This window comes from Pseudomonas algeriensis (assembly GCF_048847255.1).
Classification (GTDB): Bacteria; Pseudomonadota; Gammaproteobacteria; order Pseudomonadales; family Pseudomonadaceae; genus Aquipseudomonas.
This window is the reverse complement of record NZ_JBKKRK010000001.1, coordinates 121,342-136,875: the sequence shown is the minus strand read 5'-3', so window position 1 is coordinate 136,875 and position 15,534 is coordinate 121,342. Positions and strand designations below refer to the sequence as shown.

Genomic DNA, 15,534 nt, shown 5'->3' with positions numbered 1-15,534 from the left:
ATGCTGTGTCTTTGCTCGGATGATCCGCCTCATGACGAACGCACTGGTTTTTTTCGCGACCCTTATCGGTATGGAGGGTTTTGCGTTTCTCGCCCACAAATATGTGATGCACGGCTGGGGCTGGGGCTGGCACCGCTCCCATCATGAGCCCCGCACCGGCTGGTTCGAGAAAAACGACCTGTACGCGATCGCATTTGCGCTGTTCGCCATCGTACTGATCGCGCTTGGCACCCAGGGCATGCACCCGCTGGAATGGATAGGGGCCGGGATGACGGCTTACGGTTTCCTGTACTTTCTGGCCCATGATGGGCTAGTCCACAAACGCTGGCCATTGAAGTACGTCCCCCGCACCGGCTATCTCAAGCGTCTGTATCAAGCGCATTTGATGCACCATGCCGTGTCGGGCAAGGACCGCTGTGTCTCATTCGGTTTTCTCTATGCCCCACCTACCGCGGTGCTTCGGGTTCAGTTGCGCGATCTGCATGGCGGACCTCTTCGCAAGAATGATCCGGGCGCTGCCACAGGCTCGGCAGACGCTCAGGCCAGTGACGCCCGCGAGCAGTAACGGCGTGGCACAGGCCCCCGAGCACATGCCGCAACTTGTCGACCTTCGAGGTCGACACCCGCGTATCCCAGGCATGCTCGCCCCGCCTTGAGACCTTGATGCCAATTTGCCGATAGACACCCGACGCAGTCGCCACCGCCCACGCGGAGCGCCACGGCAATGCCCTTAATCCCGCCTCGGCACTGGCGTAAAAAGGCTCGGCCAGCTGCACCAGCCGTTGCGCGAGGATGGCCAGACCGGGCCGATGCTGATCGTCGGCAAGTGACGCCTCGGGGATCGAAAGCTCATCCAGCCAGTCTCGTGGCAGATAGCACCGGCCGACGGCAGCGTCTTCGACGATATCCCGGGCAATGTTGGTCAATTGAAACGCCATGCCCAGGTCGCAGGCGCGGTCCAATGTCTTTTGGTCGCTGACGCCCATGACCTGAGCCATCATCAGCCCGACGACCCCGGCCACGTGGTAGCAGTAGTCCAACGTGTCGTTTACGCTCTGATAGCGGCGCTGGTGTACATCCATCGCAAAACCCGCCAGGTGCTCCAGGGCATAACGCTCCTGAATGCGATGTTTGACCACCACCTCTCTGAACGCAGCGAAGGCTTCGTGCTGCACAGGCAACCCGGCGTACACCGCCCGAGTCTGAGCGGTAAGTTCGGCAAGGCGCCGTTCAATGTCAAACTGGTTCAACACGGTCGCCGCATGCCCCGCCTCCTGACCATCTATCACGTCATCGCAATGCCGGCACCACGCATAGAGCATCATGGCGCTGGCCCGGGTCGAGGGGTCGAACAAGCGCGAGGCCGCGGCAAAGCTCTTCGAGCCCACAGCAATGCTGCGTTCGGCATGCTCCAGCAGGACTTGGTCCTGATTAGCATCGCGATTCATGAGTGCAGATCCTCCAGCATCAAACCTGCCGTGGCCTTGGCCGAGCCGATGACACCGGGGACGCCCGCACCGGGGTGAGTGCCCGCGCCCACCAGGTAAACGTTGCCAAGGCTCGCGTCGCGGTTATGGGGCCGGAACCAGGCACTCTGCCAAAGGACAGGTTCAAGTGAAAACGCCGAACCCAAATGTGCGTTCAACTCACTGCGGAAATCATTCGGGTTGAAAATCCGACTGGTCACCAAATCTTCCCGCAGGCCAGGCATGTAGTGTTTTTCCAGATACGCGAAAATCCGATCACGGTAGCGTGGCCCCTCTACCTCCCAGTCGATAGGCGCGTTACCCAGATGAGGAACCGGCGAGAGCACGTAGTGGCTGGAGCAGCCCGGCGGGGCGAGACTCGGATCCGTGATGCAGGGCGCATGCAGGTAGAGCGAGAAATCCTCAGCCAGCTCAGCGCCATTGAATATTTCTTGAATCAATGACCGGTAGCGCGGCCCGAAGCAGACCGTGTGGTGTCGAAGCTGAGGTTGCGGCCGCTTGAGGCCGAAATGGATGACGAACAGCGAGTTGCTGAAACGCTTGCCTTTGAGGCGCGCGCTTTCCTTGATGCCACGGGCATGGCCGCCCAGAAGTTGCTCATAGGTATGCACCACGTCCGCATTGGAAGCGACGCAGTCGGCATTCAGCAAGCGACCGTTTTTCAAGCGCACGCCGCTGGCCCTGCCCGCTTGCACCTCGATGCTGGCGACGTCGGCATTGAGCTCGAGACGCCCGCCGAGGTCTTCGAAAAACCTCACCAGCCCCTGCACTAGCGCCCCCGTCCCTCCCTTGGGAAACCACACGCCCCATTCGCGTTCCAGTGCATGGATCAAGGTGTAGATCGATGAGGTGGAAAACGGATTGCCGCCCACCAGCAGGGAGTGAAACGAAAACGCCTGGCGCAGTTTTTCGTCTTCGATAAATTCAGAAACCATCGAGTAGACACTGCGCCACGCCTGCAGCCGAGCCAGCTGCGGCCCGGCCTTGACCATGTCCCGAAACGACAAAAACGGCACGGCGCCCAGCTTGAGATAACCCTCGCGAAAAACCGCCTTGGAGTACGCCAGAAACCGCTGGTAGCCTTCAACATCCTTGGGGTTGAGCCTGGAGATATTGCGGTCCAGCTCGGCCTGATCGTTGGCATAGTCAAACTGCGTACCGTCCTCCCAGCACAAGCGATAGAACGGCGAGACCGGCAGCATCTCGACGTAGTCACGCATGGATCTGCCGGCCGCTGTGAACAATTCCTCGATGGCGGTGGGATCGGTAATCACCGTCGGCCCGGCATCGAAAGTGAATCCCTCGTCGTGATACACATAGGCGCGGCCGCCGGGCTTGTCGCGTTTTTCCAGCAAGGTGGTTTGCACGCCCGCCGCCTGCAGCCGGATCGCCAGTGCCAGGCCACCAAAGCCTGCGCCAATCACAATCGCGCTTTTCCCCTGGGTCATGCTTGATCCTTGTAATGCCGAGGCAGGCAGCGACGTGCCGCGTGCAGGGCCTCATTGATGGGAACAGGCGGCTTGCCGATCAGCACTCTAAGCTTGTCCTGCAGGGTGCTGTCGCCCGAATAGAAACGCCTGATCAGCCCCTCGGGCAGACCATAAAAACGTTGCATCACCCGCCAGCGGTCGTGGGGTTTGCCCGCCAGGAACAGCATGCGATTAAGCAAACGGTAAAACCCCTGGCGCCGCCACGCCTGTTCAGCGCATGCGCGAATGCCAAGGTATAAGGTGTCCGCCTGCAGGTTCTGCTGGCGGGCGACCCAGTCCGCCAGTTGCACCGCCTGGGGCAACGAATAACCTGTTGTGCAATGGCAAAGACCGGCCCGCAAACCGGAACGCGGCTGGCCGGGCGCCTCGCGCCAGAAGCCGGAAAAGTCGCCTGCCAGGGTGATCGGCAACACGCCTTGCTCTTCGCGAAGGCAGCGGGCAATGATCCATCCGCGATCTTGCACATAATCACGGACATGCTGGCGCAGTTGTTCTGAAGAAAAGCTCTGGCGGTCAACGTAGTGGGTGTCCTCCACCAGCACCGTGTCGGCTGAAAAGGGCAAGACGTAGACGAAACGATAGCCCTGCCCTTGAGCCACCCGGGCGTCCATGATGATCGGCACGTCCAGTCCATGAGGGGCCTGTAGCTGCAGCACCTGACCCAGGAACGCCTGTTGGCCCAGCACCAGATGTTCGCTGTGCTGGACGCCACGCCCGTCGATGACGGCCTTGGCCCACAGCTGTTCGCCGTCCTCCAGCAACAGCGAAGTCGGGGTGATCTGTTCGATCCGCTGTGACACACGCAACCCTGCCCGCCCCTCCTCACTGAGCGCGGGTTCGATCACTTGGGCAAAGCGTTCGGAGGTGATGCTGGCATAACCGCTGTTCAGCCGTCGCGAACGCCCCGGGAAATGCACCTCGTAGGCAGGCCAGGTTTGCACCACCAAGGGCCTGATCCACTGATGCTGCTCGGCCGTCAAGTCCGAGTCGTGAAAGGACCAGGTATGGTTACCACCGATCCGGGCCTGCTCTTCAACGCACAGCACCTGTAACTCAGGGCGCAACTGCTTGAGCCGCCAGGCGATCAGCCCATTGGCCAGCCCACCACCGGCGAGGATCAGGTCATAGTTCATGCCACCGCCTGCGTCAGCACGGGTTCGCCGCTACGCACCGCCGCCTCAACGATGTCCGCCGCTTTGCTGGCGCCACCGGCGCGCTGCAACTCAGCCGCCATCCGCTGCAAGGGCTCTCGTGGCAGAACAAGCAGCCGGGCCAGCCCATCAGCAATGGTGGCGGCGCTCGCCCAGCGGTTCAGCTTCAGGCCCAGGTCTCGGTAGCTGACACGCGCAGCCACCCCCGGCTGGTCAAAACCGATGGGCATGACGAGCATCGGCGTAGTGGTGGCTATGGCATCCATCACGGTGTTGAGTCCTCCATGGGTCACGACTACATCGGCGTGTTCAAGCACCGCTTGCTGGGGGGCGAACGCAGTGACCCAGGTCGCGCCACTGTCGAGAAGCATGCGTTCCTGAACCGGATCAAGCCTGCCGCAATGGGCGACCAACAATTGCGCATCCAGGCGACGGCAAGCCTTTGCAATCCGCCGGAACATACCCAGGCGCCCGCCCTGCAAGGTACCCAGGCTGGCGAAGACAAAGGGTCGATTTTTATCAATCTGCCACTCGAAGGTTTCATTGCCTGGCGAAGGTTGCCCCGTACCCGAAAAAGGCAGGCGCAACGGTCCGACTGCGTGGAAATGCGCGGGCTGCTGCAAACGGGGAAAATCAAATCCCGCAAGGGTCTGACTGATGTGGGCAAGCGGAGAAAGGCATTCATGCAGCGCATCGCGAGGCACGATGGCAAGCCGTCGACATGCACCCCGCAATACGTCTCTGAGCGGTCGCATCAGCCAATCGTAGACCTGCTGGCTACCGGCGTACATGCGTAGGCTACGTTCGTCGCGACCGTAGGCAAACGGCATCACCGGCAGCGGCAAGCCTGGCTCGCGGTTGACCGGCAACGCGCAAGCCACCGAGACATAAGGTAGCCCCAAGGCCTCGGCGACCAGCCCACCGGCAGCTTCCATCTGATCGCAGAGCAGTGCATCGACCTGCTCGTAAGCCAGCGCCGCGGGTAATTCATTACAAAGCATGTTTGTGGTTGAACACATATCGGCAATAACCCGCCGCAAGGTCAGCGGGTTATTAGAGCTGGCCGCGCGCTGCAACACAGCGTCCAGGCTCCCCGGTGGATGGCTGCTAGCAGCCATCGCATGAAAACCGATGCGCGGATCACCCAGCCAACGGCGCGCGTCGGCCTGCTGGAAGAACGTGACCTGATGCCCACGATTCAATAGCTCTACCGCCAGCGCCTGAAAGGCCTGGAAGTGGCTATGGAACGCCGGGGTCACCACGCCGAAATGGCTCATGGGCGATGAACCGATGGCAGTAATCTGGCTTGACGCAATGCCGCCAGATCTCCGGAACCGGTGCAGAAACAGGCAATGCGCAGCTGCTTGATGACGATGTCGAAATGCTCGATGACCGACGCTGTCGACACCGTCGCATCGCGCAGCACTCCGGCCGCCTGCCCTACCAGGTCGGCCCCCAGACACAGCGCCTTGGCCACATCCACGCCGTTGCGAATGCCGCCGGATGCAATCACCGTCATGCCGGGCAATGCCTCACGCACGCTGATCAGGCTGGTGGACGTCGCTATACCCCAATCGGCAAACGCCATTGCCACCTCGTGATCAGCGGGGCTGCTGGCGCGTTCAGCCTCTACCGCTGCCCAACTGGTGCCGCCGCTGCCTGCCACATCGATCACGCTGACCCCGACTCCAGCCAGGGCCACCGCCACCGATGCCGATATACCCGCCCCGACCTCCTTGACGATCACCGGCACGCCGAGACTTTGCACCGTCAGCCCGATGGCATCCAGCACGCCTCGCCAATCCCGATCACCTTCGGCCTGAACGGCTTCCTGCAACGGGTTCAGATGAATGATCAAAGCGTTGGCCTGCAAAGTCTCCACGGCGCGGCGCGCCAACTCCTGGCCATCCTTTTCCAATAACTGTGCCGCGCCGATATTTCCTAGTAACGGGATATCGGGCGCCAGCCGCCGCAGCTCACGGGTCAAGCCCTGATCGTTGCCACTGCGCAGACCGACGCGCTGCGAACCTACGCCCATGGCGATGCCAAGCTCCTGGGCGGCCTCAGCCAGATGGCGGTTAATGGCCGAAGAACGCTGCGCCCCGCCGGTCATTGAACTGATCAGCAAGGGCGCTCTGAGGGGGATCCCGACCAGCGCGCTGGCAAGGTCAATGTCGTTCAGATTCAGCTCGGGCAACGCGCAATGCTCGAACTGAAAGGCATCCAGCCCGTTGCCGCCACCCTGTCGTGGGTTATGGCTCACACCACGGCCGTCCAGCACGATATTGAGATGATCATCCTTTCTCCGACTTAAGGGATGCTCGGTCATGAAAGCTCCAATTCGGTTGAATCATTTCGCGGCGCGCGTGGTCATTTTGTTGAGTGGCGTTATACAAGCTTAGGCCGATCGTACAACTTGTGTGCAACGCTGACTGATAATTGAGGCACTGGTTATTCAAAGTGGTTCAGAGTTTGAGGCCCATCACGTGAACCACCAGAAAGCAGATCACCCTTCACAACTGCCCTTAAAGCAAAGGTCAAGACCGATGACCATCGAGCCTGACGCAACCGTCGAATATGGGTTTAGCGAACGTTTGGAAGATGTGCGCGCGGCTATTGAGCAGCGTCTGGACCAACTGCTGCCGAGCAGCAGCGACGAGCGCGACCTTGTCGCGCTGGCCATGCGTGACTCCACGCTGGCGCCCGGCAAGCGGATGCGGCCGATTCTGTTGATACTGGCTGCACAAGGCTTGGGGCACGGTGGTGATCAGGCACTGGAATTGGGCTGCGCCGTGGAATTGATCCACGCAGCGTCACTGGTTCTGGACGACATGCCGTGCATGGACAACGCCCGATTGCGCCGTGGGCAGCCGACCGTGCACCTGAAGTTTGGCGAAGACGTAGCGATTCTTGCCGCCGTTGCCCTCCTCAGCCGCGCATTCGGGGTGGCCGCCGGGATTACCGATCTGGCACCCGCAATCCGCATGCAATTGGTGGAGGTCATGGCCAATACCGTTGGCATGCAGGGTCTGGTCAAGGGTCAGTTCAAGGATCTGCGTGACGGGCAGAAAAATCGCCCCCCCGAGGAAATTGCACTGACCAACAACCTCAAGACGGGGGTACTGTTTAGCGCGATCATGGACATGGCCTGGCTGATCAGTGGTGCCAAAGCTCACACACGCCCGATCTTGCAGGACTTTGCCGTTGAGCTGGGTCAGGCGTTCCAAATGCATGATGACCTTTTGGATCGTTGTCCGGACAGCAATAAGGACCAGGGCAAGGACGAGGGCAAGTCGACGTTCATTGCGCTTTACGGCGAGCAAAAAGTCCGCGAACAGCTAGAGGCTCATCTAACGAGCGCCGAAAGCCATTTGCGAGAAGTTTTCGGGCCCTCGCGAATGATCACCTGGTATATGCGGATGATCTTCGAGAAAGCGGTGCGACAACGTGGCGCAAGGCTGTAGGGCCTACTTGGCCTGCTCGGCGATTGCTTGTTTCAACTTTTCGGCGTCGGCAAAACGCTGCTCATTGACGACCGCGCCATTGTTCAAGGCGAGCCACTGAACGGTGTCCCGGTCGCCGCCATAGCGGGTGGCAACCCTGCCGTCCTGGTCGAGCATAATTCTGTATTTGGCCGAACGCATGGCCGGTACTGCCACCAGTTTGATCATAGAAGGCATCTTCTCGATATCCGCCAGGTACACAATGTGGCGCGCTTCCAGATAGCCCTCCGGGTGACCCTCCATCGCCGCATCCACTAACTTGGCGGCCGACATACTGCGCGCTATCAACAGCACCTGAGCGCTGTCGTTCAAGGTATACGCCTTCTCGTTCTGATCCAGCAGGGTCCACTTCATCGCGGGCTGGTTTAGATCTTTGGGTTGATCCAGAGCTTTTGATTGGGCTGACTCCTGCGCCAACACGTGGAAGTTCAGTAGTGCACCGATCAGCAGGATCATAAGCCGCATGGTTTCGTACCTTATTCGAGGAAAGTCACGGAGTGAAACGCTGACGCCATCCTACGTCAGCCTGGCTGTCGCGCTCTAGCGCATTAATGCTTTTGTTGCCTGACCTGCTCGCAAGCGCGTTGCCACGGGGGCGCCGGGCCGAGGATGGCGATGCTGCGCCCTTAGAGCAGCGCAATGCTGTAGCTGACAAACACCCGGTTATGGTCCTGGTCACGGGCGGCTTCGCTATTGGATTTACCGTTCCGCCAGCCGAAGCCAACCCCTTTGAGCGCTCCCGACTGAATGACGTAGTCCAGAAAGATATCCCTCTCCCATTCTTTCTGATCGTCACCGGATCTCGTCTTGATGTTGTCACCGCAGAGGTACATGACCGAGGCTTTCAGGCCCGGGACACCCAGGGCGGCAAAGTCATAGGCATACTGACCGAATACTGTGCGCTCCCCTGCACGGGTGAAACTCTGGATCAGACGATCTGTGTGCAGGTATAAGGAGCTGCCTGCTGCGCCTTTATCTATCAGGCCACCCTGATTGAGCTGGGTGAAGCTGCTACCGTCCGAGACGCTTTGGTAACCCGCCGTCATCGCATGAGCGCCGATGCTGTAGATCAATGCAGCACTCCAGAGACGATTGTCGATAACGCCATCTCCGTTTTTGGTGTAACCGCTGATTCGGTAGCCCGATGTACCGGAACTGTTTTCACCTGACGCGTCAGTCCTGAAGTAACGCAGGTCGGTTTTCAACGATTGACTGTCCGAGAACGCGAGGGTGTGAGTCAGTCCGAAAAACTGTTGGTTATAGTAGCTTTCGAGCTGGGCATAGTAGTACTGAGCCGTCAGGTCCTTGGTGACTTTCCAGTCACCCCCGGCGAAGGCGAACTGGTTGCTTTCACGCGTACCGCCCATAGCGGCGAGCCCCGTCTGATCCGTTGAGGCACGACCGGTTGCCCGTTCAATTCGCCCACCCGTCAGGGTCAAGTCCTTGAACTCGCTCGAAGTCATCTGGCCGCCCTCGAAGGTTTGTGGAAGCACCCGTCCATCGTTGGCGACCAGAATCGGAAGTTTCGGAATCAAGGTGCCGTAGCGCAGTTCGGTCCTGGACATTTTGACCTTACCGGTCAGTCCCAGCCGGCTCCACTCGTCGACGGCGCGGTTGTCACTGTCCGAGGGAATCATCGAGCTGCCAACGTGACGTCCCTTGCCACTGTCCAGGGTGACGCCCAGCAACCCAAGGGCATCAACACCAAAACCAACGGCGCCCTCGGTATAACCCGACTTGAAGTCCAGCATGAAGCCCTGCGCCCACTCTTCGGTTTTTGAAAGGGCAGCGACACCATCGCGGTTGTCGTTATTGAAGTAGAAGCTCCTCATGCCCAAGGTGGCTTTGCTATCACTTAGAAAGTCGGCAAACGCCTGGCCACTGAGGGCGATGCTGCCAGACACCAACGTTGCAGTTATTTTTTTCAGGCTCACTTATAACGCTCCGATTCTTATTTTTAGTAGGTGATGGAAGCGACTACGACCTAGCCATTCGAAGCCAAACGGACAATGGCATCGCGACTGCCTGCCTGCTCACGAAGTACAAACTTTTGGATTTTCCCGGTTGCGGTTTTCGGCAACACCGTAAAGACCACTCTGCGCGGACATTTGAATCGAGCCAGACGTGCTTGGCAGAACTCCATTATTTCTGCTTCGGTGGGAGGCTCGACACCCGTTTTCAGCTCGACAAACGCGCACGGTACTTCACCCCATTTGTCATCCGGCTGAGCGACTACCGCGGCATACAGAACAGACGGGTGACAGTGGATCGCCTCCTCGATCTCTACAGACGAAATATTTTCCCCACCGGAGATAATCACGTCTTTGCACCGGTCGGTAATCTGGACGTAGCCGTCAGGGTGCACGACGGCGACATCACCCGTATGAAACCAACCGCCTTCGAATGCTTTTCGGGTTGCACTGTCATTCTTCAGATAACCCATCATTACGGTGTTGCCCCTGAGCAGCAGCTCACCCGTTGTCTGGCCATCTTTTGCGACTGGCCGCATCGTATCGGCGTCAGCCACCATCAAACCTTCGAAGGCGGCTGCACGAGCCCCTTGGCGTACTCGCATAGCGCCTTGCTCACCGGGCGTTAAATCGTCCCAGCCGTCTTGCCAGACGCAGCTGATCGGCGTACCGGACACTTCGGTAATTCCGTACACGTGGTCCACGTCGAAGCCTCGTGAAACAACTGCGTTGAGTATGCTGGCCGGAGGTGGAGAACCAGCAGTCAACACTCGAACCGGCGTCTTGAGCGCGGGGCGGTCTTCGGCGTTGGCAATCATGGCCATGACAATCGGCGCCGCACAGAAGTGATCGACACCGTGGTTATCGATCGCATCGAACACCGTCTCTGCGCACACTTTTCTCAGGCAGACGTGCGTGCCGGCCACAGCCGTGATCGCCCAGGTAAAACACCATCCGTTGGCGTGGAACATCGGCAATGTCCACAGGTAACGAGGCGCCCGCGTGAGCGGCCAGTTGGTCATCTGCAGCAGACTCATGAGGTAGGTGCCACGATGGCTAGCGACCACGCCCTTTGGATCACCGGTTGTACCGGAGGTGTAGTTGAGTGCTATCGGCTGCCACTCGTCATCCGGCCAGACGCCTTCGAAATCGGGGCTGCCGCTGCGGATGAAGGTTTCGTAGTCAATGTCTGCGACACTCGCGCAAAGTGGCGCCAGGTGATCATTGATATCAATCACCATCGGGGGATGTTCGAGGAGTGCCAATGCAGCCTCCGCAAGCGCAGCAAACTCTCGATCCACCAGCAGCAACTTGCATTCGCCATGACGCAGAATGAATGCCACACCTTCGGCATCGAGGCGGTAGTTGACCGCATTGAGTACCGCGCCGCTGAGGGGGATCCCGAAATGCGCTTCGAGCATGGCAGGAGTATTAGGAGACAGAATTGAAACGGTGTCCCCTGCTCCCAGGCCTTTTTCGCAAAGTGCCGAGGCAAGTCGATAGCAGCGTTCGCGGGTTTCACGCCAGGTTCGTTGCAGTTCGCCATGCACCACCGCTACCCGATCCGGGTGCACAAGGGCTGCCCGATCCAGAAAACCAAGTGGCGTCAGGGGCAGATAGTTGGCCTTGCAGCGATCAAGCCCACTTTCATAAGCACCAGGGGTCATGATGTTGTTTCCTTATTATTGTGATGAAAAGTGCAGAACGCGCTCACCGGCTCCCGATCAGTGACCAAGGTGTTCTCGATGCTGCTCTCGTCGGCGTATCCAAGGCTCATTCCGCAAACCAGCATTTGATCCGAGGGAATCGCAAGGGCTTGCGAAATGACCTGGTGATATTTCAAAAAAGCGGCTTGTGGGCAGGTGTGCAGATGCCTTCCACGCGCAGCGACCATCACGGCCTGTAGAAACATGCCGTAGTCAAGAAGGCTGCCTTCCTTCAACACCCGATCCATGGTGAAGATCAGGCCGACGGGAGCGTCGAAGAACTGGTAATTGCGGCCGTGTTGCGCATGCATCCGCTGCTTGTCTCCCTTTTCAATGCCCAGCAGCCCATAGAGCTCCCACCCGACCTGCCTTCTCCGATCCACGTAGGGTGAAGTCCACTCGCGTGGGTAATAGTCATAGGCATCTTCAAGGTCGTTGCTCTGTGATGGATCGTTGTCAATTTCCGCGATGGCGCATGAAAGACGAGCCTTTGCTTCTCCAGTGACGACATGCACGCGCCAAGGCTGCATGTTCACCCCCGTGGCGCAGAACCGAGCGACATCAAGGATCGCCTTAATGTCTTCGCGCGGTACGGGAGTGGGCAAAAAAGCCCGAATACTGCGGCGCGAAGCGATCGCCCAATCAACCGTTTGAGCAAGCAGTTCAGGCGGTATGGGCGGTTTGGATAAGCGATTCATTTTCATGCATTCAATTCCACGGATTCAGCCACAGACGGGGGCATCCATCAGTTCGACAGGGCCGGGGATTTTCTGACTTGGGTAGAGTCGGCGCGTGACTGATTGATCAGGGTTACGGCGACAGCGCCAATGAGGCCAGCCAGGCTGATGGCCATGAAGTTTTTCTCGAGCGCAAGGTTCAACGACACCAGCCAGCCAATCAGGACAGGGGCGACGATTGCGCCTATTCGTCCCACACCAGACGCGAAACCCACGCCGGTTGAACGAATCGATGACGGGTAGAAATCACCGGCGTACGCATACGCCAGCAATTGAGTTCCCAGGGTCGATGCGCCGACGATGAACACCACTGGAAACAGCAACGACGTTGAACGCGTATAACCCAAAACGGTGAGTGCTATCGCACCGACGATATAGAAGCAGACCAATACGTGCTTGATGTTCAGCTTGTCGCTCAACCACCCTCCGCCTATTGCACCGGCGATGGCTCCCAAGTTGAAAACAATCACAAAATTCAACGCAGAACCCAGACTGAATCCAGCCATCGCCATCAGCTTGGTTAGCCAGGAGTTAAGGGCGTAGACCATGAACAGGCCCGTCATGAACGCGGCCCAGATCATTAAAGTGCTGAAGCCCCGCCCCTCCCTGAATAAGTTACGAACCGGTGCTTGCTGCTTATCCAGGACCGTGGCGTTCCCAGTCATCAGCGTGTTTTCGTCGATAACGAGAGCAGGGTCCAGTTTACGAGCGATCGCTCGCAGTTCGTCCTGACGTCCGGTCTTGAGCAGGTAGCCGATGGATTCAGGCATGGTCTTCAGGATCAGGGGAATAAGCACCACGGGCAGCAACGCCACATAAAACACCCATTGCCATCCATGACTCTCGATCAGTTGCTTACCCGTCAGCGCGACCAGGATTCCGCCCACGGAGTACCCCGCGAAAACCAGGGTGACCAGCCGAGTACGCAGTTTGAGTGGAGAAAATTCACCCATCTGAGCGGTGCAGATAGGCAGTACGCCGCCGATGCCAAGGCCGGCGATGAAGCGGGCTACGCTGAAGCTGATCGGGTCACTGGTGAGGCCTGCCGCCGCCGTGAAAATACTGAACAAGGCCACGCAGATGGCGATCATCCTGGGACGCCCGATACGATCGGCTAGCGTGCCAAGAAAAATGGCGCCCAGCATCGTTCCGAAGAGCGCAGAGCCCGCCATGACGCCGGCGCTGGTTGGATCGACGTTCATGTCCTTCATGATCGCCGGAAGGGCTGCACCGACGACCGCAAGGTCATAACCATCGATGATCAGAATGAGTACACACCAAAACAGGATGAGCCCATGGAAGCGGTTGAACTTTGATTCAACCGCGAGTGTATAGACGTTTACCGGCTGCATATCGCGTCTCCTTCGATCTTGTTTTTGTTTGTGAAGTGCGAAGAGTTACTGGCTCGCTTGACAGGCGATGCCAGGGCTACCTGCAGCGCATCGTAGGAGTTGCCTTTGCGGCGGCCTATGCCCGACGGCATCGTTGTACGTGACCGTTTTGGACACTCGTGACTTACCCGCCACGCCCGGGATGACCCTGGTCTGTTGAGGTTTTGGCGGATGAAACGAGTTGCAGATCACAGGAGGTAATCTGGCGGGGACGCAGTGCTTTTGTATAAGCGCAAGAAACGCTTTTAAATCTCGCCCGATTCGTCAGCATTGGAGCGGCGGTAAGCGCCGGGACTCACGCCCGTCCACTTTTTGAATGCACGATGAAACGCACTGCTTTCCTGGAAACCCGTGAGGGCAGCCACTTCAGTCACGGTCATATTCGGCTGGCACAACAGATTGATCGCCATGTCACGGCGCAGATTGTCTTTCAAACGCTGATAACTGACCCCCTCGGCCTGCAGTCTTCGCTGGAGCGTCGAATAAGACATGCACAGCGTGCTTGCCATCTTGTCCAGCTCTGGCCATTGCTCCGGATCGAGGCCTCTCAATCTGAGGCGGATCTGGGCGCTGATGCTGTCCTCGTTACGATATTTCACCAGCAGACTGGCAGGCGACTCCTTCAAGAACGCCGATAGACTGGCTTTGTTTTGCGCGACTTTGAGGCTTAGAAAACTGCGCTCGAAACGAATCATCGTCACTGGCGCACCAAACTGAATGTCTTCACAGAAGCGCATCCGATAGTCGCTATCGTCGAGTGGTCGATTCGGCCTGAAGCAGAGCTCTTTAATGGGAATGCGTCTGTTACCCAACCAGCAGAGCAGTCCATGGACAAGGATCAGCCATGTTCCATAACTAAAGAGACGACGTTCAATGCCGTTGTCATGGATAACGATGACGGCCCAGTCGCCATCAAAACTCAGCTCACCGTGAATATCGTCCAGTACGAGACGCAAAAATTTCAGAATCCGTCGCAACGCTTGCTCTAACGACTCGCAGTCAATCGATGACTGGCACATCAATCGGAAGCTGCCCCGTCGCATGGGATGGCTATCGATCGCGAAAAACTCATCGTCGAGCAGATCCGAGAGCGCGACCCACAGCCGAGAAAGTGCTGCAGCCGAAACCCTGGCTTGGGGGGAAGTGAGGAGTACAGGGTCGATACGTGCTTGCTGCAGTGCAAGGGAGGTGTCCAGCTGGCGACGCAACGCGCCCTCCAGGGCCTCATGCACCAATCCGATTGAAGTCGTTCCTTTATCCTGGATGAGCACGCCCTTTCCCCTCTGCCGGTGGTTGCCTGCTGACTTGATGCTGACTTTTGAATCTCTTCGGCAGTCCTGCCTTGGGCAACCTGACGAGCCTGAACGCTTTCTACGTTCCGACTTCTCGACATGACCTGTCAACCCGAAGGTTTTGTTATCAACAAGCCCATGGGCCCTCTTCCCAGGCTTTGATGGCGGGTCTTGATAGTTGTCCAAAACATTCAACCACGCCGAGGCTTTTGGACATTGTCCAGGCCGTCGCCCACCGACACTATCGGCCGGCAACCTTCGGTTACGTTGAGTCTGACGCTACAGAATCCAGGAGTTACCGTGACAGAGAAAGAGCTGTACTGGGAAGACTTCACGCCAGGTAGCCTCTGGACGGCCAAGCAATCTGCGCCTATTACAACGCAGGCGATCATTGCCTTTGCCGCAGAGTACGATCCTCTCGACATTCACATAGATCCTGACCTTGCCCGTTCGAGTCCGCTTGGCGTGCACTGTGCCAGTGCAGTGCAAACCTTCGGTATTTCGCAGCGGCTGATGTGCGACGCCTTGCTGCTTCAAACCAATGTCGTGGCGGGTGGCAAGATCGATGGTTTCAGGATGGTTGCTCCGGTGGTGCCCGGAGACACGCTCAAGCTATCCGTTCAAGTCGTTCGATCATTCATTCATGCGTCAAATCATCAACGGGGCTGGGTCGTGTTTAAAGTCGATGTAACAACGAATGAGGGGAAAACGGTTCTTGTTTATGAGGTGGCAGTATTGATATTGCGCAGGAGCGAACGTGATTGAGATTGGTCGGGAGATTTAACGATAACCGTATGTACCGGTCTT

The 15,534-nt window shown here is 58.3% G+C and carries 14 protein-coding genes; 3 read left to right on the top strand and 11 right to left on the bottom strand.

What is annotated here, in order from left to right:
• Window positions 1-31: 31 nt before the first annotated feature.
• Window positions 32-565 carry a sterol desaturase family protein gene (locus tag ACLK1G_RS00610; RefSeq protein ID WP_420763618.1) on the top strand — a complete coding sequence of 178 codons (534 nt, stop codon included), beginning with the start codon at window positions 32-34 and terminating at the stop codon, window positions 563-565.
• On the opposite strand, the gene ACLK1G_RS00605 is transcribed toward ACLK1G_RS00610, so the two are convergent.
• From ACLK1G_RS00605 to fni, 5 genes are read right to left on the bottom strand one after another with little or no spacing between them, the layout of a single operon-like run.
• Window positions 447-1,448: a phytoene/squalene synthase family protein gene (locus tag ACLK1G_RS00605; RefSeq protein WP_420763617.1), complete on the bottom strand. Its 1,002-nt coding sequence runs from the start codon at window positions 1,446-1,448 to the stop codon at window positions 447-449. The two genes, ACLK1G_RS00610 and ACLK1G_RS00605, sit on opposite strands and share 119 nt — an antisense overlap.
• Entirely contained in the window at window positions 1,445-2,935 is a 1,491-nt protein-coding gene (locus tag ACLK1G_RS00600) for a phytoene desaturase (RefSeq protein WP_420763616.1), read from the bottom strand. The genes ACLK1G_RS00605 and ACLK1G_RS00600 overlap by 4 nt, the downstream gene beginning before the upstream one ends.
• The gene (crtY, locus tag ACLK1G_RS00595) at window positions 2,932-4,110 is read right to left on the bottom strand and encodes a lycopene beta-cyclase CrtY (protein ID WP_420763615.1); all 1,179 of its coding nucleotides are present in this window, start codon (window positions 4,108-4,110) and stop codon (window positions 2,932-2,934) included. Before crtY ends, ACLK1G_RS00600 begins: the two co-directional genes overlap by 4 nt.
• On the bottom strand, window positions 4,107-5,405 hold the full coding sequence (locus ACLK1G_RS00590) for a glycosyltransferase (protein WP_420763614.1): 1,299 nt from the start codon (window positions 5,403-5,405) through the stop codon (window positions 4,107-4,109). Before ACLK1G_RS00590 ends, crtY begins: the two co-directional genes overlap by 4 nt.
• Window positions 5,402-6,457: a type 2 isopentenyl-diphosphate Delta-isomerase gene (gene fni / locus ACLK1G_RS00585; RefSeq protein WP_420763613.1), complete on the bottom strand. Its 1,056-nt coding sequence runs from the start codon at window positions 6,455-6,457 to the stop codon at window positions 5,402-5,404. The genes ACLK1G_RS00590 and fni overlap by 4 nt, the downstream gene beginning before the upstream one ends.
• 217 nt (window positions 6,458-6,674) lie before the next feature.
• Here fni and ACLK1G_RS00580 point away from each other — a divergent pair, with 217 nt between their 5' ends.
• Window positions 6,675-7,592 carry a polyprenyl synthetase family protein gene (locus tag ACLK1G_RS00580; protein WP_420763612.1) on the top strand — a complete coding sequence of 306 codons (918 nt, stop codon included), beginning with the start codon at window positions 6,675-6,677 and terminating at the stop codon, window positions 7,590-7,592.
• 3 nt (window positions 7,593-7,595) lie between these two features.
• Here the strand turns inward: ACLK1G_RS00580 and ACLK1G_RS00575 are convergent, their stop codons facing one another.
• From ACLK1G_RS00575 to ACLK1G_RS00550, 6 genes are all read right to left on the bottom strand, one after another.
• Window positions 7,596-8,096: a hypothetical protein gene (locus ACLK1G_RS00575; protein WP_420763611.1), complete on the bottom strand. Its 501-nt coding sequence runs from the start codon at window positions 8,094-8,096 to the stop codon at window positions 7,596-7,598.
• 161 nt (window positions 8,097-8,257) lie between these two features.
• On the bottom strand, window positions 8,258-9,565 hold the full coding sequence (locus tag ACLK1G_RS00570; RefSeq protein ID WP_420763610.1) for an OprD family porin: 1,308 nt from the start codon (window positions 9,563-9,565) through the stop codon (window positions 8,258-8,260).
• 50 nt (window positions 9,566-9,615) lie between these two features.
• Complete coding sequence (locus ACLK1G_RS00565; protein WP_420763609.1) at window positions 9,616-11,268, bottom strand: AMP-binding protein; 1,653 nt, start codon at window positions 11,266-11,268, stop codon at window positions 9,616-9,618.
• Complete coding sequence (locus ACLK1G_RS00560) at window positions 11,265-12,011, bottom strand: nitroreductase (protein ID WP_420763608.1); 747 nt, start codon at window positions 12,009-12,011, stop codon at window positions 11,265-11,267. Before ACLK1G_RS00560 ends, ACLK1G_RS00565 begins: the two co-directional genes overlap by 4 nt.
• A 41-nt stretch (window positions 12,012-12,052) precedes the next feature.
• Window positions 12,053-13,396, bottom strand: coding sequence for an MFS transporter (locus ACLK1G_RS00555; RefSeq protein WP_420763607.1), 1,344 nt, complete (start codon window positions 13,394-13,396; stop codon window positions 12,053-12,055).
• A gap of 284 nt (window positions 13,397-13,680) precedes the next feature.
• A complete protein-coding gene (locus ACLK1G_RS00550) occupies window positions 13,681-14,706 on the bottom strand; it encodes an AraC family transcriptional regulator (RefSeq protein WP_420763606.1) in 1,026 nt (341 codons plus the stop codon).
• A gap of 321 nt (window positions 14,707-15,027) precedes the next feature.
• Between ACLK1G_RS00550 and ACLK1G_RS00545 the strand changes: the two genes are divergently transcribed.
• A complete protein-coding gene (locus tag ACLK1G_RS00545) occupies window positions 15,028-15,492 on the top strand; it encodes a MaoC/PaaZ C-terminal domain-containing protein (protein ID WP_420763605.1) in 465 nt (154 codons plus the stop codon).
• The last annotated feature ends 42 nt before the right edge of the window (window positions 15,493-15,534 follow it).